This is a genomic window from Thermopolyspora flexuosa (genome assembly GCF_006716785.1).
GTDB classification, from domain to species: Bacteria; Actinomycetota; Actinomycetes; order Streptosporangiales; family Streptosporangiaceae; genus Thermopolyspora; species Thermopolyspora flexuosa.
The window spans coordinates 538,047-560,091 of sequence record NZ_VFPQ01000001.1 but is presented as its reverse complement, the minus strand read 5'-3'; the positions used below and the strand labels follow the sequence as shown (position 1 = coordinate 560,091).

The window sequence follows — 22,045 nt, the reverse complement described above, 5'->3', positions numbered from 1 at the left end:
GGCCCATCCCCTCGCCCGGGCAAAGCCTCGTACGCCGCCGTGGAATCAGCGCGGCGTCATGCGGCAATTCCGCGTAATACGCGCAAAGATTTTTCGCGGTTCAACGGAATTTGCGGGAGCGGGGCCGTACCCCGGCGCTCCCCCGCGGCCCGGTCAGGCGGAGACGCCTCCCCCGGCCGTGGTTCCGGCCCGGTCGGGCACGGTGCGGGGCAGCTCGCGCAGCCAGGCCCTGAGGTCGGACGGCCACCAGCGTCCCGAGGCGAGGCGGCCGAGGGTCTCGGCGACCGCCCGCGCCGAGGCGGGCGCGGGCACCACCCGGGCGGGCGCGGCCCCGGCGAGCACGCCGAGCCACCAGTGCCGCCGGGTCGGCGGCAGCTCGTCGGGGTCGAGGACGATGTAGTAGTCGGGCAGCACGAGCCGCCCGGCCTCCAGGTCGGCGAGGGTGGTCTCGATCGCCGCCTCCAGGCCGCCCACCGGCTCCACGCCGTCGAAGAACCCGGTCCACGCGTCGCCGACGGCCGCGAGCGGGTCGGCGTCGTGCACCACGTACGTCGCGGCGGCGGACCTGGTCAGCGCCTCGGTGACCGCGGCCGGGGTGCGGTCGCCCCGCACCACGGTGCGCACGTTGTGCAGGCCCTCGAGCCCGGCGATGACGCGCGGCGCGCGCTCCCCCGCCACCACGACCAGCGTGCTGCTCAGCCGGCTGCTCACTCGCCGCATGTCGGTAAGTCTAAGTAGGGTGCCCTCGGGGTGGATCGCATGAACGAGCCGGGGCAGGTCATCGAGGGCGTCGTCGACCACCTGCGATACGTCGCCCCCGACGGCTACACGGTCGCGTGCGTCGACCTCGGCGGCGAGCGCACGGTGGTCGCGGCCGGCGCCGCGCTCGTCGGCGTGCAGCCCGGCGAGACCGTCCGGCTCACCGGCGGCTACTCCCGGCACGACGAGCACGGCGAGCGGTTCCAGGTGACCGAGTGCGTCTCGGTGCTGCCCGCGAGCGTCTACGCGATCCGGCGCTACCTCGGCTCCGGGCTGGTCAGAGGCATCGGCGGCAAGCTCGCCGACGCGATCGCCGCGCACTTCGGGGCGGACACGCTGAAGGTGATCGACACCGAGCCCGAGCGGCTGCTCGAGGTGCACAACATCGGGCCGGCCCGGGCGCGGATGATCCGCGAGGCCTGGGCCGAGCAGAAGGCGATCCGGGAGATCATGACCTTCCTCCAAGGGGTACGGCTCTCGCCCGCCCTCGCGGTCCGCATCCACCAGGCGCTCGGCGAGGACGCGGCACGCGTGGTGCGCGCCGAGCCGTACCGGCTCGCCGAGGAGGTGCGTGGCATCGGCTTCCACACCGCGGACCGGATCGCGATGGCGGTGGGCCTGCCCGAGCAGAGCCCGGAGCGCATGCGGGCCGGGCTGCTGCACGTGCTCGACCGGGCGAACGCGCGGGCGGGTCACTGCCACCTGCCGGAGAAGGCGCTGATCGCCCAGGCGATGGAGCTGCTCGACGCCGATCCCGGCCCGCTGCGCGCGGCCCTCGACGCGCTGCGCGCCGACGGCAAGGTCGTGGTCGAGCTGCTGCCCGGCCTGCGCGCCGACGGCGAGGTGGAGCCGGTGGTGTCCGCCCGGTGGCTGCACGTCGCCGAGTCGTCGGTGGCGGGCGAGCTGCTCCGGCTGCACCGGGCCGCATCCCGGATGCCGGATCGGGTACGGCGCATCGCCGAGGAGCGGCTGGGCGGGGACGCCCCGCCGTACGCGGACCTCCATCCGGACCAGCGGCGGGCGATCGAGATGACGCTGCGGGAGACGGTGTCGGTGCTCACCGGCGGGCCCGGCTGCGGCAAGAGCCACACGGTCCGGGTGCTCACCGAGCTGGTGCGCGCGGGCGGCGGCCGGGTCGCGCTCGCCGCCCCCACCGGGCGCGCCGCGCGGCGGCTCGGCGAGCTGACCGGCCTGCCCGCGATGACCGTGCACCGCATGGTGCGGCCGCGCGCCGACCCCGCCGAGGACGGGGCGCTGTTCGACCACACCGATCCGTTCCTCGCCGACCTGATCGTGGTCGACGAGACCTCGATGCTCGACCTGGTGGTCGCACGCGCCCTGCTGCGCCGGGTCGCCTCCGGCTGCCACGTGCTGTTCGTCGGCGACCCCGACCAGCTGCCCAGCGTCGGCCCGGGCGACGTGCTGCGGGACCTGCTGGAGGTGCCCGCGATCCCCCGGGTACGGCTCGGCCACGTGTTCCGGCAGGCGCTCGGCAGCCCGATCGTCGCCAACGCGCACCGGGTGCGCGACGGGCTGCTCCCGGTGGCGGGCAAGGAGTTCTACCTGTTCCAGGAGGAGGACCCGGAGGCGATCCCGGAGCTGGTGGCGGACCTCGCCACCCGGCGCATCCCGCAGCGGCGCGGCGTCGACCCCGACGACATCCAGGTGCTGTGCCCGGGGCGGCAGCGGGCGGCCGGGGCCGAGGAGCTCAACCGGCTGCTGCAGGAGCGGCGCAACCCGCACCGGCCGGGCGTGCCCGAGCACTGGACCGACGGCCGGGTGTTCCGGCCGGGCGACCGGGTCATGCCGATCCGCAACAACTACGACAAGGGCCGGGACGGGGTGTTCAACGGCGCCACCGGCGTGATAACCCGGATCGTGCCCGAGGAGCGGCGGATCGAGATCCGCATGGACGACGGGCAGACCGTCGGCTACGGCTACGACGAGCTCGACGAGATCCTGCACGCCTACGCGATCACCGTGCACCGCGCCCAGGGCAGCGAGTACCCGTACGTGATCATCCCGCTGACCACGGCGGCGGGCTCGCTCGTGCTGCGCCGCAACCTGCTCTACACCGCGATCACCCGGGCCCGGCACACGGTCGTGCTCGTCGGCCAGGCCCGCGCGCTGGAGATCGCGGTGGCGAACCGCGGCATCCGGCGCAACACCTCCCTCGCGGTCCGGCTCAACGCGGCCCTCCCCGAGGGGTGAGCGCGCACGGCCGCGGGCAGGAGCCCAGGTGAGACGCGACGGACGTCCCGGGAGGTGACATGCCCGTCCAGCTCAACCACACGATCGTGCACGCGACCGACAAGCACCGCTCGGCCGGCTTCGTCGCCGAGCTGCTCGGCCTGCCCGCGCCGAAGCCGTACGGCCCGTTCCTCGTCGTCGAGCTCGCCAACGGGGTCTCGCTCGACTACATGGACTCCGATGGCCCGATCAGCCCGCAGCACTACGCGTTCCTCGTCACCGAGGCCGAGTTCGACGAGATCTTCGGCCGCATCCGCGAGCGGAACCTGCCCTACTGGGCCGACCCGGGCAGGCGGCGGCCCGGCGAGATCAACACCAGGGACGGCGGGCGCGGCGTGTACTGGGAGGATCCCGACGGCCACTTCCTGGAGATCCTCACCGTCCCGTACGGCGGCGGCGCGTAGCCCGCGGGCCGGTCAGCGCCCCGGCCCGTCCGGTACGGCGGGCACCCGGTGCCGGGCGAGGTGGTCGAGCACGGCGTGGTTCGCCTCCCAGCCGTCCGGGAACTTGACCGGCACGCCGAGGTGCACGCCGCCGGTGGACGGGTGGGCGTCGAGCAGCTCGGGGATGCCGGCGCGGGCCACCACGACGCAGGCGTGCCGGTGCCGCGAGGTGAGCACGCACAGCCGGCCCGCCTCGAGGTGGAACGCGGTGGCGTCGCGGCGGCCGGAGAGCGGGTGGAGCACGATCGTGACGTCGTACTCGCGGCCCTGCAGCCGGTTGGCGGTGTCCACGGTGACGCCGTCGGGCACGCCCTCGGCCGCGCACGCGGCGCGGATCGCCGCCACCTGGTCCTTGTGCGCGCAGCCGATCGCGATCCGGTCCGGGCCGACCGGGTGGGAGCCGTGCTCGTCATACGCGACGGGGCGGCGCGCCAGCAGCCGGGCGGCGAGCCGGGCGCAGGCCCGCACCGCCTCGGCGTCGGTGCGCACGGTGTGCCGGGCGGGCAGCTCGTGCAGCGCCCAGCCGGACCCGGCCGCCTCGTCGAGGGTGCGGTCGACCGCGTCCGCGCACCCGGCGGCGAGCTCCAGGCGGCGGTCGCCCGCCGCGGTGCCGGAGCGGAACGGGGTGTCGGGGTAGAAGGCCTGCGAGACGAGCGGCGCGGCGCTCGCGGGCAGCCGCCAGGAGACCGGCAGCCGGTGCACCGGCAGGTCGGGGTTGTGCCGGGCGAGCACCGCCACCGCGCTCTGCATCGGGTCCCAGGACAGGCCCGCCCAGCGGTCCACGCCGACCGTGGAGAACGGGTCGAGCTGGCCGGGGTCGCCGACGAACAGCGCCCGGTCGAAGAGGGTGGCGATCGGCAGCAGCTTGTCCGAGCGCATCTGGTACGCCTCGTCGACGATCGCCCACGGGAAGCGCGCGGCCTTCGTGTAGGCCCACTTGTCCGCGGTGCCGATCACGATCGCGCACCCGGCGAGGTCGTCGACCGCGTGCGCGACCGTCACGCCGTCGAGGGCGGCCACCCGGGGCGAGGGGGTGTGGCCGCGGGCGCTGAGCCGGCCGACGGCGATCCGCGGGTCGGCCGCGGCGATCCGGACGATGAGGTCGTCGACCTGCTCGTTCGTCTGCGCCACGATCATCAGCGGCTCGCCGGCGTCGGCGATCGCGCGGGCGGCCGTCACCACGAGCGTGGACTTGCCCGCGCCGGGCGGCGAGTCCACGATCACGCCCCGGTGCCGGCCGCCGGTGAAGTCGGCGAGCACGGCGGCGGTCGCCTCGGCCGCGGCCCGCGCCGGGTCCGGACCGGGGTGGGCGGGCAGGGCGACGGGCGGCGGGGCGGCGAGCGCGGCGGTGAGCGTCACGACCAGTCCTCCATCGCGTCCTCATCGGTGGGGACGTACTCGGCGGGCGGGCCGCCGTGCGTCCACGGGGTCTCCTCCCGGCTGGGGAACGGGAACCCGGGGCCGTCGCCGGGGTCGAGGTCGGCGTAGCACACGATCTCGCCGACCTCGGGCACGCTCCCGGGGGCCGGGCGGGCGCCGCGCCCCATGCCGTCGTTGACCTGGAGCACGACCGTGCCGCGCCGTACCTCGATCACCTCGCAGTGCTGCCGCGGGCGGGCCGGGGAGATGAGCACGTCGCCGGGGGCGAGCCGGACCGGGTCGGCGGTGGCCACGGTGACCAGGGGCCGGTTCACCGCCCGGGTACGGCCCGGCGGCACGATCCTGCGCTCGAGCTCGACGGCGACGACCTCGCCCGCGAACGCCCGGCCCTCCAGGCGGTGCTCGACCATCACCATCGGGTCGTCGAGGGCCCGCTGCGCCTCGAACGCCTGCTGGGCCCGCTCCATCGCGGACAGCCGTACCGCGGCGCCGACCGCGCTGTCGTGCCGGCCCCGGGGCGGCCCGCCCTCGGCGATGCGGATCGCCTCCCGGGTGAACTCGGCGCGGTCCCGCTCCCACCGGCCGGGCACGCCGCGCGCCTCGGGCAGGCCGCGCAGCAGCTCGACGGCCCGCCACATCACCCGCCAGGTCGGTTCGAGCTGGGAGCGTACGGCGTCGCGCACCGCCGCGGCCGAGCCGGTCGCCTCGTAGACGCGGATCGCGGGCGCGAGCACCTCGGCGTCGAACTCGGGCGCGGTGTCCGGGCCGGCGGGCGGGGACCACACCATGTCCTCGGCGGCGGCCGCCGCCTCCGGGCCGGTCATGCCGTCCGGCGGGGCGATCCACCCGACGAGCGCGGCGAGGTTGCCGTCCTCGACCCGGCTCTGCCCGGTGGCCCAGTGCGCGGCGAGCGCCTCGGTCATCGCGACGAGCAGCGACGAGCCGGGGAACTCGGCCCGGTCGGCGAGGAAGGTGAGCCACTGGCCGAGCACCGGCACCGACGGGTGCACCGGGTAGGGGCCGTCGGCGCGGCGGAACCGGCAGGACCGGCCGAGCAGCCGGGTGAACGCGATCCCGCGCGGGTTGGGCACGAGGATCTGCGGGGCGTCGAGGCTGCGCTCGTACGGGGTCTTCGCCTCGACCGTCTCGACGTCCTTGGCGTACCCCTCGATGTACGGCAGCACGATCGCGGCGAGCTCGGCGACGAAGGCGAACCGCTGGTCGCGGTCGCGGGGCTGCGGCACGACGAGCAGGTGGGGCTCGGCCGGGTCGGTGCCGAGCATCGCGCCGAGCGGGGCCGCGGCCTCACCGGCGAGGCGCAGCGGGATGAACACCATGGGCCGCGGCGACAGGTGCAGGTGCCGCACGGTGGCGATCGGCTGTGCCCTGCCCTCGCGGACCGCGCGCGCCCGGGCGTAGGCGGCGAGCACGCTCATGCCACCGCCACCTCCTTCGCCGCGGCGTCGAGGGCCTCGGCGTAGAACCGGTGCACGAGCCGGAGCCGGTCGGCGATCTCCGCCTCGTCCTCGGCCGGTTCGCGGGCGCCCTCGGCGAGGCCGAGCACCTCGGGGATGGTCGCCAGCCCGCCGAGCGCGTCGCGCACCGCCCGGCCGAGCAGGTCGGTGGCGGCCTGTTCCCGCGCCTCGGCCCGGCAGAAGTACGCCATGTCACAGGTGGACAGGCATTCGGGGGCGAACCGGGCGGGCACCTGCCGTACCGCGCGGGCGAGGTCGTCGGCGGGGCGGGTCGGGGTGCCGTCGGGGCCGGGCCGCAGGTCGAAGGTGAGGTCCGGGGGCAGCCGGTCGAGGATGCGGTCGATGCGGGTGAGCCGGGCGAGCTGCCGGGCGAGTACGGCGAGCTGCTGCCGGACGTCGACGAACGTGGCGGTCGGGGTGTTGGCGAAGTCCTTCGGGCAGACCAGCACGACGTTGTGCGCGACCAGGGCGGGGTCGGCGCCCTCGGCGGCGAGCAGGGTGCGCAGCGCGTGCACGTACACCGCGGCCTGCCGGGCGGCCGCGGCGACCTGCGCGGGCTCGGCCCGCCCGTCGATGATCGCGAACGACTTGATCGCGATGACGTGGAACCGGCCGCCCGCCTGCAGCGCGATCACGTCCGGCTCGAGGTGGACCTCGGTGCCGCCGACGTCGAGCCGGAGCAGCGGGTGGTCGACGAGCACGCCCGCGGCCCGCCCGTCCGCGGCCGCGCGGGCGGCGCCCCGCAGCAGCTCCCGGGTCCTGGCGTGCCGGGCCGCGTGCCCGGGCTCGCCGGTCTCGGCGACGTCGACGTAGGTCACCTCGCCGACGTCGAGGCCGAACAGCTCGCGCAGCAGCCGCAGCAGCTCGGCGCACCCGTCGGCCTTCACCAGCTTCTCGAACGCCCGCGCCCGGGTGATCGCGAACACCGACTGGCCGAACGGCGCGGGATGGCCGAGGTGGCGGGCGATCGCCCGCTTGTCCACCCCGGCGGCGTCGAACACCGCGCGGCGGTCGCAGCCGGGGTTGGCGGCGAGCGCGGCGATGGTACGGGCGTTGTGGTCGACGGCCGGGTGCGGGCCGCGCAGCACGTCCAGCCGGTTCACGTGGCCCTCCTCCTGTGGCGGGCCGGGCGACGCGACGGCCACACGGCGGGCCACGGGACGCGGCCGGCCGGTTTGGGTACGGCGGGCGCGGCGGCCGGGCCGTACCCGTCGACGGCGGCCGGAGCGGTCCGGGCCACACGACCGACGGCCGGCCGGCGTATGGCCGGGGTCGCGTCCGGGTTCCTCCGGCCCGGCCGCGCGTGCGCCGGCGGAACGGGACACACCGCGGGCCCATGACCCGGCTTGAGCGCGTCGTCGCAGGCCGGCCCGGCGGCAGGCGGCCCGGCGGACACCCGGCGAGTCCGGGCGCGCTCCCCGGCCGACGCCGCCCGGCGTACCCGTTGCCGCAGGTGAACGATGCGCTCCTTCAGCACGTCGCGTTTCACGCGCGGCACAGTAGCAAAGGCCACTCACAAAACCGGTTGCACAGCGTTCTCACCGGCCCCTCGCATGCGCATCGGATCCGCCCGGGCGACGGCCGTTCCCCTCCTCGGGCACGCGACGGAAGGCCGCGTTCGCGCGTGGCCTGCCGGAGCCCGCCACTCGCTCCCCCGCCGCAGGCTGCTCCCCCCGCCCGCGACGCACCGATGCGCGAAAGCCGTCGCGCGTGCTTTCGGCGCGCCGCTTACCGCACCTTTCGGGCCCGTCTATTCCGGCCGCGTGAATGTCCCGGGTCAACCCGTGGAAAAGCCGGGGTTAAGGGGGCATTTCACCGGTATGGGGGCTTGAACCGGTATGGGGGCATCAACCGGAACGCCTAGCCGTACCCGGGTGACGGGACGGCTTTTCCACGACATCCTGCTGGAGCAGTACCGCTACCCGCCCGGTCCCGGCGTCACGCTGCCGCGGCACGCGCACGACGAGTACCACCTGTGCCTCAACGTCGGCACCCCGGGCCAGTACCACTACCGGGGCGCCTGGCACCTCGTGCCGCCGGGCAGCCTGACGGTGATCATGCCGGACGAGGTGCATCAGGCGAGGGATCCGGCCGACCGGGAGAACGAGTCGACGTACGCGGTGCTCTACGCGAGCTCCGCGCGAATGCGCCAGGTGGCGGCCGAGCTTGGCGGCCCACGGGCGGGCCTGCCGTACTTCGGCGACCCGGTCATCGCCGACGACGACCTCGCGGTGCGGTTCGCCCGGGTGCACCGGCTGCTGCACGAGGACACCGCGCTCGCCCGGGACGTGCGCCTGCTGTCGCTGCTCACCCTGCTGCTGGAACGGCACGGCCGGATCCGTACGGCGGCGCCGCCTGAAGGCCGCGGCCCGGTGCCGGCGGTGGAGGCGGCCCGCGCCTACCTGCGCGACAACTACGCCGCGGACGTGACCCTCGACGAGCTGGCGCGGGTCGCCGGGCTGAGCCCGTTCCACTTCGCCCGGCTGTTCCGGCGGCACGTGGGCATGCCGCCGCACGCCTACCAGCTGCAGGTGCGGATCTCCCACGCGAAGCGGCTGCTGCTGCGCGGCATGCCGGTGAGCCGGGTCGCGCAGGAGACCGGCTTCTTCGACCTCAGCCACCTCACCCGGCACTTCAAGCGCCACGTGGGCGTCGCGCCCGGGAGTTATCCACAGCGCTGACTCATCCACAGGTCCGCAAGATCGTACATTACGCGGGCCGGTGGCCGACCTAGCCTCCTGGAACGAGCGAAGGAGGATCATGACCATCGAGGACCGCTACCAGGTGGAGACGGCGATCGGCCGCCTGGGCCGTCTCGTCGACGACCGCGACTGGGACGGGCTGCACGGCCTGCTCACCGACGTCGTCGAGGTCGACTACACGTCCCTGTGGGGCGGCGAGCCGGAGAAGCTCGCCCGCGAGGTCCTGATCGGGCGCTGGCGGGACCTCCTCGGCAGGCTCGAGGCCACCCAGCACGTCATCACCAACATCCTGCCGGAGATCTCCGGCGACACCGCCACGGCCACCGCGAACGTGGTCGCCGTGCACCGCCGTACCGTCCCCACCGGCGGTCCGCTGTGGACGGTCGGCGGCACCTACCGCATCCGGCTGGCCCGCTCCGGCGGCGCCTGGCGCATCGAGTCGATCACCCTCCGGGCCGCCTGGACGGACGGCAACACCGCGATCATGACCGACCCGGGAACGGAGGCGAGCTCATGACCGGCACCGTCACCATCCGCTCCACCGCCGACATCCTCGCCGCCGGCTCCGACCCGCGGTACTTCACGCCCGAGGACCCGGCCCTGCTGCTGCACGCCGACCCCTCCCGGCGCGAGCCGGTCACCTTCACCTCCCAGGGCGTACGGCTCGCCGGGCACCTCTACCGCCCGCGGTCCGGCGGGGTCACCCCGGGCATCGTCATGACCGGCCCGATCAGCAGCGTCAAGGAGCAGACCGTCCCGCACTACGCCGAGCGGCTCGCGGACGCGGGCTACACGGTGCTCACCTTCGACCCGCGCACCTTCGGCGAGAGCGAGGGCGCCCCGCGGGCCCACCACGACCCCAACTGGATCATCGAGGACATCAGCGCCGCGGTCGGCTACCTGCGCACCCGCGACGACGTCGACCCCGGCCGCATCGGCGGCGTGGGCGTGTGCATGGGCGGCGGCTACATGGTGTCCGCCGCGGCGCGCGACCGCCGGATCTCGGCCGTGGTGAGCGTCGCCGGCGGTTACAACGTCGGCGGCACGTTCACGAAGATCATGGGCGAGGAGGGGTTCGCCGCCTTCCAGCGCACCGTGATCGAGACCGTCGAGCGGGCGGAGCGCGCGGGCGAGGTGGCCTACATGCCGACGATCGCCAAGGAGCTCACCCCCGAGGTGCCCCTTGCCGCGATGCCGAACCCGGAGGCGTACAGCTACTACGACCGCACCTCCAAGACCGACGCGCCCACCTGGTCGCGGGAGATGACGGTCGCCTCGTTCATCCCGTACCTGGTGTACAACGCGCTCGGCGACGCGCGGCTGCTCGCGCCGACCCCGCTGCTGATCGTGCACGGCACGACCGACACCGCGCTGCTGCCCGAGTACGCCCAGGCCGCCTACGACGCCGCCACCGGCCCGAAGCGGCTGGTCTGGGTGGAGACCCACAACCACATCGAGCTGTACGACCAGGACCCGTACGTCAGCCGGGCCACCGAGGCCATCGTCGAGTGGCTGGGCGAGTACCTCCCGGTGAAGAAGAGCGAGTGAGCCGTCCCCGTCTTCGGCCGTAGGCCGGGGAGCCGGCCCGGTGCGCCGCCCCCGCCGCACCGGGCGCCCGACCGGGACGCGCCGCCGCCCAGGTGCCGCGTCCGGCGACTCCCGCCGCATCCGGACGCGGCCGCGCGGGTCATGGGCACGTCGCCGGCCCGCGTGTGCCACCCCGTGCCGACGGTGTACCGCCCGGACACGGCCCGCCGCGACCGACGGGCCGTACATCGAGAGGCTCGCGTCAGCGGGTCTTGGCGCAGGCGACGGCCGGGCCGCCCACGCCGTTGCCGCGGCCGGTGCCGCGGGTGACGGTGGCACCGGCCGGAGGCTCGGTGTCCTTGCCGACGCGGATCTCGCCGTCCTCCACCGACACGGTCAGCGGGGCCGTCCCGTCGCCGTGGACGCGGCCGACCTCCTTGCCGTTGTGGTAGATCTTGCCGTCCCTCACCTCCAGGCTCTCGACGGAGCGCCCGCCGGCGCCGGGAGCCGGGCACTCCCTGCCGGAGCCGGTCGTCCGGGCCGTCCCGCCGCCGGCCACGTCGGTCCCGCCGTCCTCGTGCGCCACGGCCACGGGTTCCGCGCCCGCGCCGGGCCGCACCTCGACCTGCGCCGCGGCCGTCTCCGTCGCCTCCGCCGGGGTCCGCCCGGCGGCGTGGGCGGCGGCGCCGCCGAGAACGGTCAGGACCGCCAGCGCCAGGCCCGCGATGACCACACGACGTCGCTTCATGTCGTTCCTCCTCCTTGAGACCTTGCCGGTCGTGCCCGTGCAGCCTCGCGCCCGGCGGCTGAAGCGAACCTGAACGCGCCCGAAATGATCTTCAGGTTGGCTTTAGCCGCGGTACGGCAGGGTGGGTGCCATGCGCCTGCTGCTGGTGGAGGACGAGGTGCGGCTGGCCGAGCTGCTGCGCAACGGGCTGGCCGAGGAGGGGTTCGCGGTCGACGTCGCGCACAACGGCCGGGACGGGCTGTGGCTCGCGGGCGAGAACCGGTACGACGCGATCGTGCTCGACGTGCTGCTGCCGCTGATGAACGGCTACGAGGTGTGCCGGCGGCTGCGCGACGGCGGCGACTGGACGCCGATCCTGATGCTCACCGCCAAGGACGGCGAGTACGACGAGGTGGAGGCGCTGGACAACGGCGCCGACGACTACCTGTGCAAACCGTTCTCGTACGCGGTGCTGCTCGCCCGGCTCCGGGCCCTGGTACGGCGCGGCGGCCGGGAGCGCCCGGCGGCGATCACCGTCGGCGACCTGGTGGTCGACCCGGCCGGGCTGCGCTGCCGCCGCGGCGAGGCCGAGATCGCGCTGACCCCGAAGGAGTTCGCCGTGCTGTACGCGCTCGCCCGGCGCGCCGGCGAGGTGGTGTCCAAGGCCGAGCTGCTCGAGGAGGCCTGGGACTTCGCCTACGACGGCGACCCCAGCATCGTCGAGGTGTACATCAGCGCGCTGCGCCGCAAGATCGACGCGCCGTTCGGCCGCGCGTCCCTGGTCACCGTGCGCGGCGCGGGCTACCGCCTGGACGCCCGGGAGACCACCGGCCGGAGCACGCCGAGGCGGGCCGGCGGCACGACCACGGGGCCGAAGCGGAGGCGGCGATGAGGCGGCTGTCGGTACGGCTGCGCGCGACGATCGTGGCCACAGTGACGGTCGCGCTGGCCCTCGGCGTGACCGCCGCCGTGCTGGCCGGCATCCTGCGCAGCAGCCTGGAGGCGAGCGTCGGCGAGGAGGCCGCGCGGCGGCTCGCGGAGGCGGCGCACCGGATCTCGGTCGCCACCGAGGGCGACCGGCTGACCATCACCCGGGACACCGCGCCGTTCCCGCAGGCGGATCCCGACGTGCGCATCTCGCCCGCGCCCGACCCGAGCTGGGCCGAGGGGTACGCCACGGCGACCCGCGAGGTGCCGATCGGGACCGGGACCCTCACCGTGCAGGCCCGCGCCTCGCTCCATCCGGTGCGCGACGCGCTCGACGCGCTGCGGCCCATGCTGCTCATCGGCGTGCCGGTGTTGCTGCTGCTGGTCGCGGGCCTGACCTGGATCCTGCTCGGCCGCACGCTCGCGCCGGTGTCGGCGATCCGCGCGAAGTTCGCCAGCATCACCGCGAACGACCTGCACGAGCGCGTGCCCGTACCGGAGACCAGGGACGAGGTGGCCCGGCTGGCCCGCACCATGAACGCCACCCTCGACCGGCTGGAGCAGGCCGTGGAACGGCACAAACGCTTCGTCGCCGACGCGGCGCACGAGCTGCGCAGCCCGCTCGCGACGCTGCGCACCCGCCTGGAGCTGGGCCGGCGCGAGGCCCCGCGGCTCGCCACCGAGGCGCTGACCGACGTGGAGCGCATCCAGCGGCTCGCCGAGGACCTGCTCCTGCTCGCCCGCCTCGACGCCGGGGAGCCACCCGCGTGCGACGAGGTGGACCTCGGTCAGGTGGCCACCGAGGAGGCGGTACGGCGCCGCGGCGGCCGGGCCCGCATCGAGCTCGACATCGCCGGCGACGTGGTGGTACGCGGCTCCCGCACCCACCTCGCCCGCATGATCGGCAACCTGCTCGACAACGCGGTACGGCACGCCGAGTCCACGGTCACCGTACGGGTGACCCCGCCCGCCCGGGTGGAGGTGATCGACGACGGCCCCGGCATCCCGCCGGAGCACCGCGAGTCGGTCTTCGACCGGTTCACCCGCCTCGACGAGGCCCGGGCCAGGGACGCGGGCGGCTCCGGCCTCGGCCTCGCCATCGCCCGGGACATCGCCCGCACCCACGGCGGCACCCTCGTCGTCGCCGGTGACCGGGGGTCGTGCCTGCGCGCCGACCTGCGGCCGTACCGGGAGGAAGAGGAGGCGCAGGCGGACGGCTGACCCCGCCGCCTCGCGCAGCAAAGGCCACGGGCCTCGGCCCGGCGGCGAAGGAGCGGGCCGGAACGCCGCCGGTCGCCGCCTCCGTCACGGCGGGCCGACGCCGTGACGGAGGCGAAAGCCGTACCCGGGCGGTCATGACCGGCCTGATCACACCGGCCGCGACCCGGGGAACGGCGCCGCCGGGGACGCCCCGCCGCGGGTCGCGCCCCGGCGGCGAAGGCCACGGCGTTCGTGGCCCGCCGGAACGCCGGAGCGCCCGTCACCACAGGGGGCGACGGGCGCTCCGCAGCTGTCCGCGATCGCGGCGTCCTCGTCAGGCCGTTCGGGAGGTGTCCGAACCGCCGCGGAGGCCCAGCAGCGTGATCGTCCTCGTCGGGGGGTGCGCCCGCCGGGCCGGCCCGGCGGCGCTCCGGCAAGGCCGGTCAGGCCGCCGCCGTCCGTTCCCGTTTCGCCGCCAACCTAGTGAACAGCGGCTCGATGAGACGCGCGGCGAGCGGGCCGAACGCGGCGAGGATCAGCACGTAGGTCGCGGCGAGCGGGCCGAGGTCGGGGTGCGCGCCCGCGGCCACGGCGAGCCCCGCGATGACGATGTTGAACTCGCCTCGGGGCACGAGCGCGATACCGGCGCGGATGCGACCGGCCTTGGCGATGCCGGCCCGGCGGGCGGCGATCACACCGGTCAGCAGCTTGGTGCCGAAGCTGACCAGCGCGAGCACCGCGGCGAGCCCGGCCACCGGCGGAATCTTCGACGGGTCGGTCTGCAGGCCGAAGAAGACGAAGAACACCGCCGCGAACAGGTCGCGCAGCGGGGCGAGCAGCGCCTCCGCCTCCTTGGCGATCTCACCCGAGAGGGCGATGCCGACCAGGAACGCGCCGACCGCCGACGACACCTGGAGCTCCTGGGCGATGCCGGCCACGAGCAGGGCCAGGCCGACCACCTTGAGCAGCAGCACCTCGGAGTTGGGGCTGGACACGAACGCCTCGATCCAGCGCCCGAACTTCAGCGCCACGATCAGCACGATGCTCACCGTGGCGAGCGCGATGGCGACCGTGGCCGCGCCCATGGCGAAGCTCACCCCGGCGAGCATCGCGGTGAGCACCGGCAGGTAGATCGCCATCGTGAGGTCCTCGAAGACCAGCAGGGACAGCACGACCGGCGTCTCGCGGTTACCGATCCACCCCAGGTCGGAGAGCACCTTCGCGGTGATGCCGGACGAGGTGGCGTAGGTGACGCCCGCCATCGCCACCGCCGCGACCGGCCCCCAGCCGAGCAGCAGGGCGCAGATCGCCCCTGGCGCGGCGTTGAGCACCAGGTCCACCAGGCCTGACGGGGCGTTGCTCTTCAGGCTGGTCACCAGCTCGTCGGCGTTGTACTCGAGGCCGAGCGTGAGCAGCAGCAGGATGACGCCCAGCTCGGCACCGGTGGAGATGAACTCCTCGCTGGTCGCCAGGGGAAGGATGCCGCCGGTGCCGAAGGCGAGACCGGCGATCAGGTAGAGCGGGATGGGGGATATTCCGGCCTTCAGGGCGAGTGCCCCGAGGACACCCAGCCCGAGCAGGACCGCGCCGAACTCCAGGAACAGGATCGCCGTATGGTGCACGCGCCGCCTTTCTGTTTATCCGTGGGAGAAGATGTCGGCGACCGCAGCGGTGCTTTCCGGACTGCCCACCACAACGACGATGTCCTGGCCGGTCAGCCTGAAGTCAGGAGCAGGGCTGGCGAACACCTGCGAGCCCCGCACCACCGCGACGATGGAGGCACCGGTACGGGTGCGCACCCTCGCATCGCCCATCGGGCGCCCGTCGTACGGGGAACCGGGCGGGACGGGGACCTTCTCGCTGACCAGGCCTTCGACGTCGCGGTGCAACGCGTTGAGCCGCTGCACGATCCGCGGGGCGCCGAGCAGCTCGACCAGCGCGTTGGCCTCCTCCTCGTTGAGCTGAATCGTCTCAGACGCCCTGTCCGGGTCCTCGGCATCGTAGATGACCAGGTCTCGGCGCCCCGAACGGTGCGAGACGACTCCGATCCGACGCCCGGAATGCGTGGTGAACTCGTGCCGTAGCCCGATTCCGGGCAGCACGGTCTGCTCGACTTCCACCCCGCTGATCCTCCGATTGTCCATTTGTCCAACTGTTACCGGGAAACCTACCAAGCATCGCATACCACCCCAGACCTGCGCCGACCCACTCCACCCCCGGGGATCGCGGGTTCCGCCGTGCCCGCCGGGCGGGCGCGCGCGGCGGGGCCGCCGCGGCGGTGCGGGGTCCGTCGGGGCCGGTAGGACCTAGGGCCGACGGCGCGGTGACCAAGGGCCCTGCCCGGTACTACGCCGAAAGCGAAAGGCTACCGGTGAGACCGCTGAGAAGGAGGGGGCCGCGATGACGAAGACGGCGCATGCCGCGCTGACCGCCGAGGACGTGCAGGTCGCGACGCGCGGCAGAGTGTCGCGCGCGGTGGTGGAGCGGGCGCGGGAGCGGATCGCCGCGCTCGCCGGGCACTGCGGGGAGCCGGTCCTGTCCGCGCGGGTGAAGCTCACCCGGCCCGCGGAGCCCGGCCCGGACCGCTTGCCGGCCGCCGAGGCGAGCCTCGACGTCAACGGTCGTGTGGTCCGCGCGCAGGCGGAGGGGCCGACCCTGCAGGAGGCCGTCACCGAGCTGCTGGGTCGCCTCCGGGTGCGGCTCGACCGCACCACGCGCGACTGGCGGTCGCTGCGCGGCCGTCGCCACCGGCACACGATCCGGACCGCGACGCCCGCGGGGGTGGGACCCCAGGCGGTGATCCGGCGCAAGTACCTCGAGCCGGAGCCGGTCACCCCGGAGCAGGCGATCTTCGCGATGGAGCTGCTCGACCACGACTTCTACCTGTTCACGGACGCGGCCACCGGGGCCGACGCCGCGGTCTGGCGCACCGAGGACGGGTACGGCATGGCCCGCCTGCGGCCCGGCCGCCCGCCGGAGACCTACCTGCCGGTTGCCCTCGACGAGGGGCCGGTGCCCGAGCTCACCCTCGACGAGGCGGTCGCGCGCCTCGCCGCGGCGCCGCGGCCCTTCCTCTTCTACGCCGACAGGCTCAGCGGCCGGGGGGCGATCCTCTACCGGCGGCGCGACGGCGGCTTCGGTCACATCGCGGCGGTCTCGCCGTGACGATCGGCCGGCACGGCCGCCGGTAGCGGAAGACCCGGGGGCCACCGCATCCGGCCTGCGGCCATCGGCAGGGCCGGGGCGGTGGCCCCGCCGTGTTCGCCGGCGCCGCCGGCCCGCCGTACGGTCAGCGCACCGGGGCGGTGACCGGCCGCCGGGCGGAGCGCAGCAGCCCGAGCAGCGCCATGGCCGTCGCCATCCCGCCGGCCATGGTCCAGGTCATGGCCGCGGCGGTGGCGCCGCCGGTCGCGACCAGCGGGGGCACGGTGGCGCCCGCGAGGAACTGGAGCATGCCGAGCAGCGCGGACGCGGTCCCGGCCCGCTCGGCGTGCGGCTCCATCGCCAGCGCCGTGGCGTTCGGCATGATCATGCCCATCCCGAAGACGGTGACGAAGATCCCCGGCAGCAGGCCGGGCAGCCCCCACCCGGCCCACACCGCGGCCACCGCGACGCACGCCCCGGTCAGGCCGACCAACACGCCGACGCCGAGCATGCGGCGCGGCGTGAACCGGCGCAGCGCCACCCCGTTGACGTTGCCGGAGATCATGAGGCCGACCGCGTTCACCGCGAAGACCACCGAGAACGCCTGCCCGCTCATCCCGTAGGCGTTCTGCAGCACGAACGAGCTGAACGAGATGTAGGCGAACAGGGCGCAGCCGGACGCGGACAGCACCAGGGCGTGCACGAGGAACCAGCGGTCCTTGGCCAGCGCGCCGAACTGCCGGAGGGCGTGGCCCAGGCCGCCGTCGTGGCGCCGGGACGCGGGCAGCGTCTCCGGCAGCGTGAAGGCCGCGACGGCGAGCAGCGCGCCGATGACCGCGAGCACGACGAACTGGCCCCGCCAGTCGGCGAACCGGGCGATCTGGGCACCGGCGAGCGGCGCGAGGATCGGGGCGAGCCCGGTGACGAGCACCATGAGCGAGAAGACGCGGGCCGCCTCCGCGCCGTCGAACAGGTCGCGGACGATCGCCCGGGCGATCACCAGCCCGGCGGCCCCGGCGAGGCCCTGCAGCAGCCGCAGCACGATGAGCGCCCAGATGGAGGGGGCGAGGGCGCACAGCACCGAGGTGACGGCGTAGAGCACCACGCCGACGAGCAGCGGCACCCGGCGGCCGGTACGGTCGCTCACCGGCCCGAGGAGGAGCTGCCCGGCGGCCAGGCCGATCATGCACAGGGAGATCGTGAGCTGGCCGAGCGCCTCGGTGGCGCCGAGGTCCTCGGCGAGGTCCGGCAGCGACGGCAGGTAGAGGTCGAGCGAGAGCGGCCCGAAGGCGGAGAGGGCGCCCAGCGTGACGAGGATCGCGAGGCGCCGGGCGCGGGTCAGCGTCACCGTGGTCATAGGGAGGTGCGTGGGAGGGTCGGAGTCACGTGGTTACGTTATCGAATCAGCTACAAATAATCTCATCCGGGGCGGATTATTAATTCAGCACTCCATCGTCACAAATCTCTGCCGCCCTTGGCCGTTGACGACGCACGACGCCGCACCGTACCCCTGTGCCGCCTAGGGAAACGTCCTGCGCCCGCACCGCGCATTCCCGCCTGTTCGCAACGTCACACTCCCGTCGCCGGCATGGGGCCCACGGCGCGGGCCGCCTCCCCCGCGGCGTACCCGGCACACCGGGCCGGCGGCCGTACGGAACCGCGGACCAGAAAGGCCCGGACGGCGGAGGAGGTCGCGGGTGGTCCCCGTGACGGCCTTCCCTCAGCCAGGACAGGTGGCGACCGCCCCGGCCATCGCCGCTCCTCCTCGACGTGGGCGGGCGTACCCCGCGTGGTGGCATGAGTCCCGAGGACGGCGGCGTCAGACGTTCAGGTTGGGCAGGACCAGGTGCCACGGGAAGGCCGCGACCGCCTGTGGTCCGGCGTTCGGCGGGTGCGGCTCGAACTCTCCAGGGCCCAGCAGTACGCGGACCCCCTCGGCGCGCAGCGTCTCCACGGCCTGCCGGAACGGCACGCGGGCCGCGAGGCCACTGTTGACGAAGGGCAGCACCACGACCGGTATGCCCAGCCCGGGCGCCTCCGCGAGCAGGCCCAAGGCGTAGGTGTCGGCGCTCCCCCGGGCGAACTTGTTGATCGTGTTGTACGTGGCGGGCGCGACGACGATCGCGTCCGCGCGCGGCGGCTTGGGATCGGCCGGCTTGCGGTACCGGCTGCGCACCGGGCGGCCGGTCTGCCGCTCCAGGGCCGGGACGTCGATGAAGTCGAGGGCCGAGGGGGTGGCCACGATCTGCACCTCCCACCCCTCCCGGTGGGCCAGCTCGACGAGCCGCCCCACGTCCCCCGCGGGCGCCGCGGCGCACACGATGACATAGAGGACCTTGCCCGCTCCCCGCACGCCCTCTCCCGACGATCCACGCCTGCCCGGTCAGCCTGCGCCCATGGTCCCCCGCCCGCTTCCACCGGGCAAGAACCCGTCCGTACGGCACGGCCCGCGGCCCCGTCGTACACGCCCGGCGACCCCGCCGCCCGGCCCCAACGCCGTACGACCGGCGTCAGCGCGCACACGCACGTGTCACCCGGCGTGCCGTCCGAGGTCGCCCGCGCCCCTTCCGCCCCGCTCACCTGCGACATCTCAGGATGCGAGAGGGGATTGAAAGCATGTATAACTTGTAGGAAATTAGGGGTATGCCAGGATCAGTCGTCCTGACCGTCCGCCGGGCGGTCGACTACATGCGAGTGGCCAGCGACCGCTGTACGTGACCGCCATCGCCATGCTTCGGCGCGCGTGACCAGCACGGCGATCCCTTCGACGACACCCCCTCCTCCACCCGCGGCACCCGTCCGCCGGTCCGCGCCACCAGCGGCCCGGCACGTCCGCGGGCCCTCCGTACGCCACCCCCATGCCGGGCCCGTCCGGCCGGCATCCCCAGGCACGCGGCACCACGTCCGGCGGGTTCGTCACGCCCGCCGCCGGTGCCCGCCCGACGACACGAAAGATCGGTCTCCTCATGTCTCGTACCGCCGCCCCATCCCTCCGGCACGCGACCGCGGACTTCGACGACCTCCGCAAACGGTTCAGCCCCATCTTCGAGCGCATCGCCGAGGGCAACCTGGAGCGCGAGAAGTCCCGCATCTTCCCCTACGAACAGGTCCGCTGGCTGATCGACGCCGGCTTCGGCGCCCTGCGCATCCCCGTCGACCTCGGCGGGTTCGGCGCCTCCCTGCAGCAGACCTTCCGCCTGCTGCGCGAGCTCGGCGCGGCCGACCCGAACGTCGCCCACGTCTGGCGCAACCACCTCGCCTTCGTCGAGGACCGGCTCAACGCCCCGCGCTCGGAGCGCACCGACCGCTGGATCCAGCGCTTCCTCGACGGCGAGTTCGTCGGCGGCGGCTGGACCGAGGCGAACAACGGCACGTACGCCAACATCCGGACCAGGCTCGTGCCCAACGGCGACCACTGGCTGATCACCGGCGCGAAGTACTACGCCACCGGCAGCCTCTACGCCGACTGGCTGGACGTGCTCGCGGTCGCCCCGGACGGCACCCCCACCACCGCGATCGTGCGCCGGGACCAGCCCGGCGTGCAGGTGCTCGACGACTGGAAGGGCTTCGGCCAGAAGACCACGGCGAGCGGCAGCGCCACCTACACCGACGCCCGGGTGGAGAGCGAGAACCTGTTCCCCGTCTCCGAGCGCTTCGCCTACCAGGGCCTCTTCTACCAGACCGCGCTGCTCGCCATCCTCGCCGGCATCACCGAGGCGACGCTGCGCGACGGCATCGCCGCGCTCAGGCGCCGCAAGCGCAACTACGCCCACGGCCTGTCCGCGACCGCGAGCGAGGACCCCCAGCTGCTGCAGGTGATCGGCAAGGTGTCCGCCGCGTCGTTCGCGGCCGAGGCCGCCCTGGAGTCCGCGTCGGCGAGCCTCGACGACATCGCCCACGCGCACATCGCGGGCGACGAGGAGGAGAAGAAGCGGCTCGTGGTCACCGGGCACATCGCCGTCAACCGCGCGCAGCTCGTGATCATCGAGGCGGCGCTGAACGCCACCACGATCGTGTTCGACGCGCTCGGCGCCTCCGGCACCTCCGAGGAGCTGCTCCTCGACCGCCACTGGCGCAACGCCCGCACCCTCGCCTCGCACAACCCGCGCGTCTACAAGGAACGCATCCTCGGCGACTGGCACGTCAACGGCGCGGACCCCACCCGGATCTACGGGTTCGCCGCGGGCCAGAGCGAGTAACCCGCACCCGGTATCGGAGGTCCTCTCATGTCCACATCCCGTACGGGCAGGGTCATCCTCGGGGTCAACGTCCTCGTGCTCGGCTACCTGCCGGCCGCCTGGCAGTCCCGGCGGCTGCACCCGGAGTCGTTCATCGACCCCGCCTACTGGCACCGGATCGGCCGGCTCGCCGAGCGGGCCACGCTGGACGCGGTCTTCCTCGCCGACGCGCCCGCCCTCGGCGACCCGACGTACGACGCGAACGCCGGCCGCTTCGACCCGACCGTGGTCTGGAGCCACGTCGCCGCGGCGACCGAGCGCGTCGGCCTCATCGCCACCGCGTCGACCACCCTCAACGACCCGTTCGAGCTCGCCCAGCGGTTCCTGTCCCTCGACCACCTGTCCGGCGGCCGGGCCGGCTGGAACATCGTCACCACCCGGCACGGCACGGCCGCGGCCAACTTCGGCCTGCCGGAGATCCCGGAGCGCGAGAACCGGTACGCGCGGGCGGCCGAGTTCGTCGACCTCGTGCTCGCGCTGTGGGACTCCGCGCGCACCGGCGAGGAGGTCCACCACCGCGGCGAGTTCTTCGAGTTCGACGGCAGGCTGCGCGTCCCGCCGTCCCGGCAGGGCCGTCCCGCGCTCCTCCAGGCCGGCGGCTCCGCGCAGGGCCGCGCCCTCGCCGGCCGCCGCGCCGACGCGGTGTTCGCCGCCGAGCTCACCAAGGAGGGCGCGATCCGGCACTACAACGAGGTGAAGCGGCACGCGGTCGAGGCGGGCCGGAACCCGGACTCGGTCAAGATCCTCCCCGGCCTGCTGGTGAGCCTCGGCAGCACCGAGGAGGAGGCCCGGCGGCGCAGCGACGAGCTGCACGACCTCGGCCCGGCCTCGTACTCGGTCCAGTGGCTCTCCCAGGCGATCGGGTACGACGTGTCGAAGCTCGACCTCGACGACAAATTCCCCGAAGAGGTCCTCGCCGCCATGCTCGACCCACGGCACCCGGGCGGCAGCATCGGCTTCCGGCAGTCGATCCACGAGCGGATCCGCAAGACCAACCCGACGATCCGCGAGTACCTGCGCGAGACCCGGTACACCGGCTCCGGGCACGGCGGGTTCGTCGGCACCCCCGAGCAGCTCGTCGACCACATCGAGGACTGGTGGCGGTCCGGCGCGGTCGACGGGTTCAACCTCCAGCCGGACCTCCTCGACGACGGGCTCGAGGTGATCGCCGACGAGGTCGTCCCGCTGCTGCGCAAGCGCGGCCTCTTCCGGCACGAGTACGAGACCGACACCCTCCGCGGGCACCTGCGGGCCGCCTCGGCCTGAGCCGCGG

Annotated in this window: 19 protein-coding genes; 10 read left to right on the top strand and 9 right to left on the bottom strand. The window is 74.4% G+C overall.

Annotated elements, in window-relative coordinates:
• Positions 1-153: 153 nt before the first annotated feature.
• Positions 154-720, bottom strand: coding sequence for a hypothetical protein (locus FHX40_RS02465; RefSeq protein WP_142258099.1), 567 nt, complete (start codon positions 718-720; stop codon positions 154-156).
• A 39-nt stretch (positions 721-759) separates the two neighbouring features.
• On the opposite strand from FHX40_RS02465, the gene recD2 reads away from it, so the two are divergent.
• Both recD2 and FHX40_RS02455 read left to right on the top strand, forming a co-directional pair.
• Positions 760-2,970 carry an SF1B family DNA helicase RecD2 gene (gene recD2, locus FHX40_RS02460; protein WP_142258098.1) on the top strand — a complete coding sequence of 737 codons (2,211 nt, stop codon included), beginning with the start codon at positions 760-762 and terminating at the stop codon, positions 2,968-2,970.
• Positions 2,971-3,029: 59 nt separating this feature from the next.
• The gene (locus tag FHX40_RS02455) at positions 3,030-3,413 is read left to right on the top strand and encodes a VOC family protein (RefSeq protein ID WP_142258097.1); all 384 of its coding nucleotides are present in this window, start codon (positions 3,030-3,032) and stop codon (positions 3,411-3,413) included.
• A 12-nt stretch (positions 3,414-3,425) separates the two neighbouring features.
• On the opposite strand, the gene FHX40_RS02450 is transcribed toward FHX40_RS02455, so the two are convergent.
• Genes FHX40_RS02450 through FHX40_RS02440 form a run of 3 tightly spaced genes read right to left on the bottom strand, consistent with a single transcriptional unit; the run spans position 3,426 to position 7,410 of the window.
• Positions 3,426-4,811 (bottom strand): AAA family ATPase, encoded by a 1,386-nt coding sequence (locus tag FHX40_RS02450; protein WP_229788903.1) that lies wholly within the window; start codon positions 4,809-4,811, stop codon positions 3,426-3,428.
• Entirely contained in the window at positions 4,808-6,268 is a 1,461-nt protein-coding gene (locus tag FHX40_RS02445) for a hypothetical protein (protein WP_142258096.1), read from the bottom strand. Before FHX40_RS02445 ends, FHX40_RS02450 begins: the two co-directional genes overlap by 4 nt.
• Positions 6,265-7,410, bottom strand: a complete 1,146-nt coding sequence (locus tag FHX40_RS02440) for a hypothetical protein (protein WP_142258095.1) — start codon at positions 7,408-7,410, stop codon at positions 6,265-6,267. Before FHX40_RS02440 ends, FHX40_RS02445 begins: the two co-directional genes overlap by 4 nt.
• A 771-nt stretch (positions 7,411-8,181) precedes the next feature.
• Between FHX40_RS02440 and FHX40_RS02435 the strand changes: the two genes are divergently transcribed.
• From FHX40_RS02435 to FHX40_RS02425, 3 genes are all read left to right on the top strand, one after another.
• The gene (locus FHX40_RS02435) at positions 8,182-8,988 is read left to right on the top strand and encodes an AraC family transcriptional regulator (RefSeq protein WP_170198682.1); all 807 of its coding nucleotides are present in this window, start codon (positions 8,182-8,184) and stop codon (positions 8,986-8,988) included.
• A gap of 79 nt (positions 8,989-9,067) precedes the next feature.
• Complete coding sequence (locus FHX40_RS02430; RefSeq protein ID WP_142258093.1) at positions 9,068-9,526, top strand: nuclear transport factor 2 family protein; 459 nt, start codon at positions 9,068-9,070, stop codon at positions 9,524-9,526.
• Positions 9,523-10,557, top strand: coding sequence for an alpha/beta hydrolase (locus tag FHX40_RS02425; RefSeq protein WP_142258092.1), 1,035 nt, complete (start codon positions 9,523-9,525; stop codon positions 10,555-10,557). Before FHX40_RS02430 ends, FHX40_RS02425 begins: the two co-directional genes overlap by 4 nt.
• Before the next feature lie 241 nt (positions 10,558-10,798).
• Here the strand turns inward: FHX40_RS02425 and FHX40_RS02420 are convergent, their stop codons facing one another.
• Positions 10,799-11,284 (bottom strand): hypothetical protein, encoded by a 486-nt coding sequence (locus FHX40_RS02420; protein ID WP_142258091.1) that lies wholly within the window; start codon positions 11,282-11,284, stop codon positions 10,799-10,801.
• A gap of 130 nt (positions 11,285-11,414) precedes the next feature.
• On the opposite strand from FHX40_RS02420, the gene FHX40_RS02415 reads away from it, so the two are divergent.
• The gene (locus FHX40_RS02415) at positions 11,415-12,155 is read left to right on the top strand and encodes a response regulator transcription factor (RefSeq protein WP_142258090.1); all 741 of its coding nucleotides are present in this window, start codon (positions 11,415-11,417) and stop codon (positions 12,153-12,155) included.
• Positions 12,152-13,411, top strand: a complete 1,260-nt coding sequence (locus FHX40_RS02410) for an ATP-binding protein (protein ID WP_142258089.1) — start codon at positions 12,152-12,154, stop codon at positions 13,409-13,411. The genes FHX40_RS02415 and FHX40_RS02410 overlap by 4 nt, the downstream gene beginning before the upstream one ends.
• Before the next feature lie 422 nt (positions 13,412-13,833).
• Here the strand turns inward: FHX40_RS02410 and FHX40_RS02405 are convergent, their stop codons facing one another.
• Positions 13,834-15,012, bottom strand: coding sequence for a cation:proton antiporter (locus FHX40_RS02405; protein WP_142258088.1), 1,179 nt, complete (start codon positions 15,010-15,012; stop codon positions 13,834-13,836).
• A 15-nt stretch (positions 15,013-15,027) separates the two neighbouring features.
• Complete coding sequence (locus tag FHX40_RS02400) at positions 15,028-15,510, bottom strand: cation:proton antiporter regulatory subunit (protein WP_142258087.1); 483 nt, start codon at positions 15,508-15,510, stop codon at positions 15,028-15,030.
• Between the two features lie 280 nt (positions 15,511-15,790).
• On the opposite strand from FHX40_RS02400, the gene FHX40_RS02395 reads away from it, so the two are divergent.
• Positions 15,791-16,555, top strand: coding sequence for a ribosome hibernation promotion factor (locus FHX40_RS02395; RefSeq protein ID WP_142258086.1), 765 nt, complete (start codon positions 15,791-15,793; stop codon positions 16,553-16,555).
• 124 nt (positions 16,556-16,679) lie between these two features.
• Here the strand turns inward: FHX40_RS02395 and FHX40_RS02390 are convergent, their stop codons facing one another.
• Both FHX40_RS02390 and FHX40_RS02385 read right to left on the bottom strand, forming a co-directional pair.
• Positions 16,680-17,891: a multidrug effflux MFS transporter gene (locus FHX40_RS02390; protein WP_142258085.1), complete on the bottom strand. Its 1,212-nt coding sequence runs from the start codon at positions 17,889-17,891 to the stop codon at positions 16,680-16,682.
• 462 nt (positions 17,892-18,353) lie between these two features.
• Positions 18,354-18,887: a flavoprotein gene (locus FHX40_RS02385; protein ID WP_142258084.1), complete on the bottom strand. Its 534-nt coding sequence runs from the start codon at positions 18,885-18,887 to the stop codon at positions 18,354-18,356.
• 613 nt (positions 18,888-19,500) lie between these two features.
• Between FHX40_RS02385 and FHX40_RS02380 the strand changes: the two genes are divergently transcribed.
• Complete coding sequence (locus FHX40_RS02380; RefSeq protein ID WP_142258083.1) at positions 19,501-20,733, top strand: acyl-CoA dehydrogenase family protein; 1,233 nt, start codon at positions 19,501-19,503, stop codon at positions 20,731-20,733.
• 27 nt (positions 20,734-20,760) lie between these two features.
• The gene (locus FHX40_RS02375) at positions 20,761-22,038 is read left to right on the top strand and encodes an NtaA/DmoA family FMN-dependent monooxygenase (RefSeq protein WP_142258082.1); all 1,278 of its coding nucleotides are present in this window, start codon (positions 20,761-20,763) and stop codon (positions 22,036-22,038) included.
• The last annotated feature ends 7 nt before the right edge of the window (positions 22,039-22,045 follow it).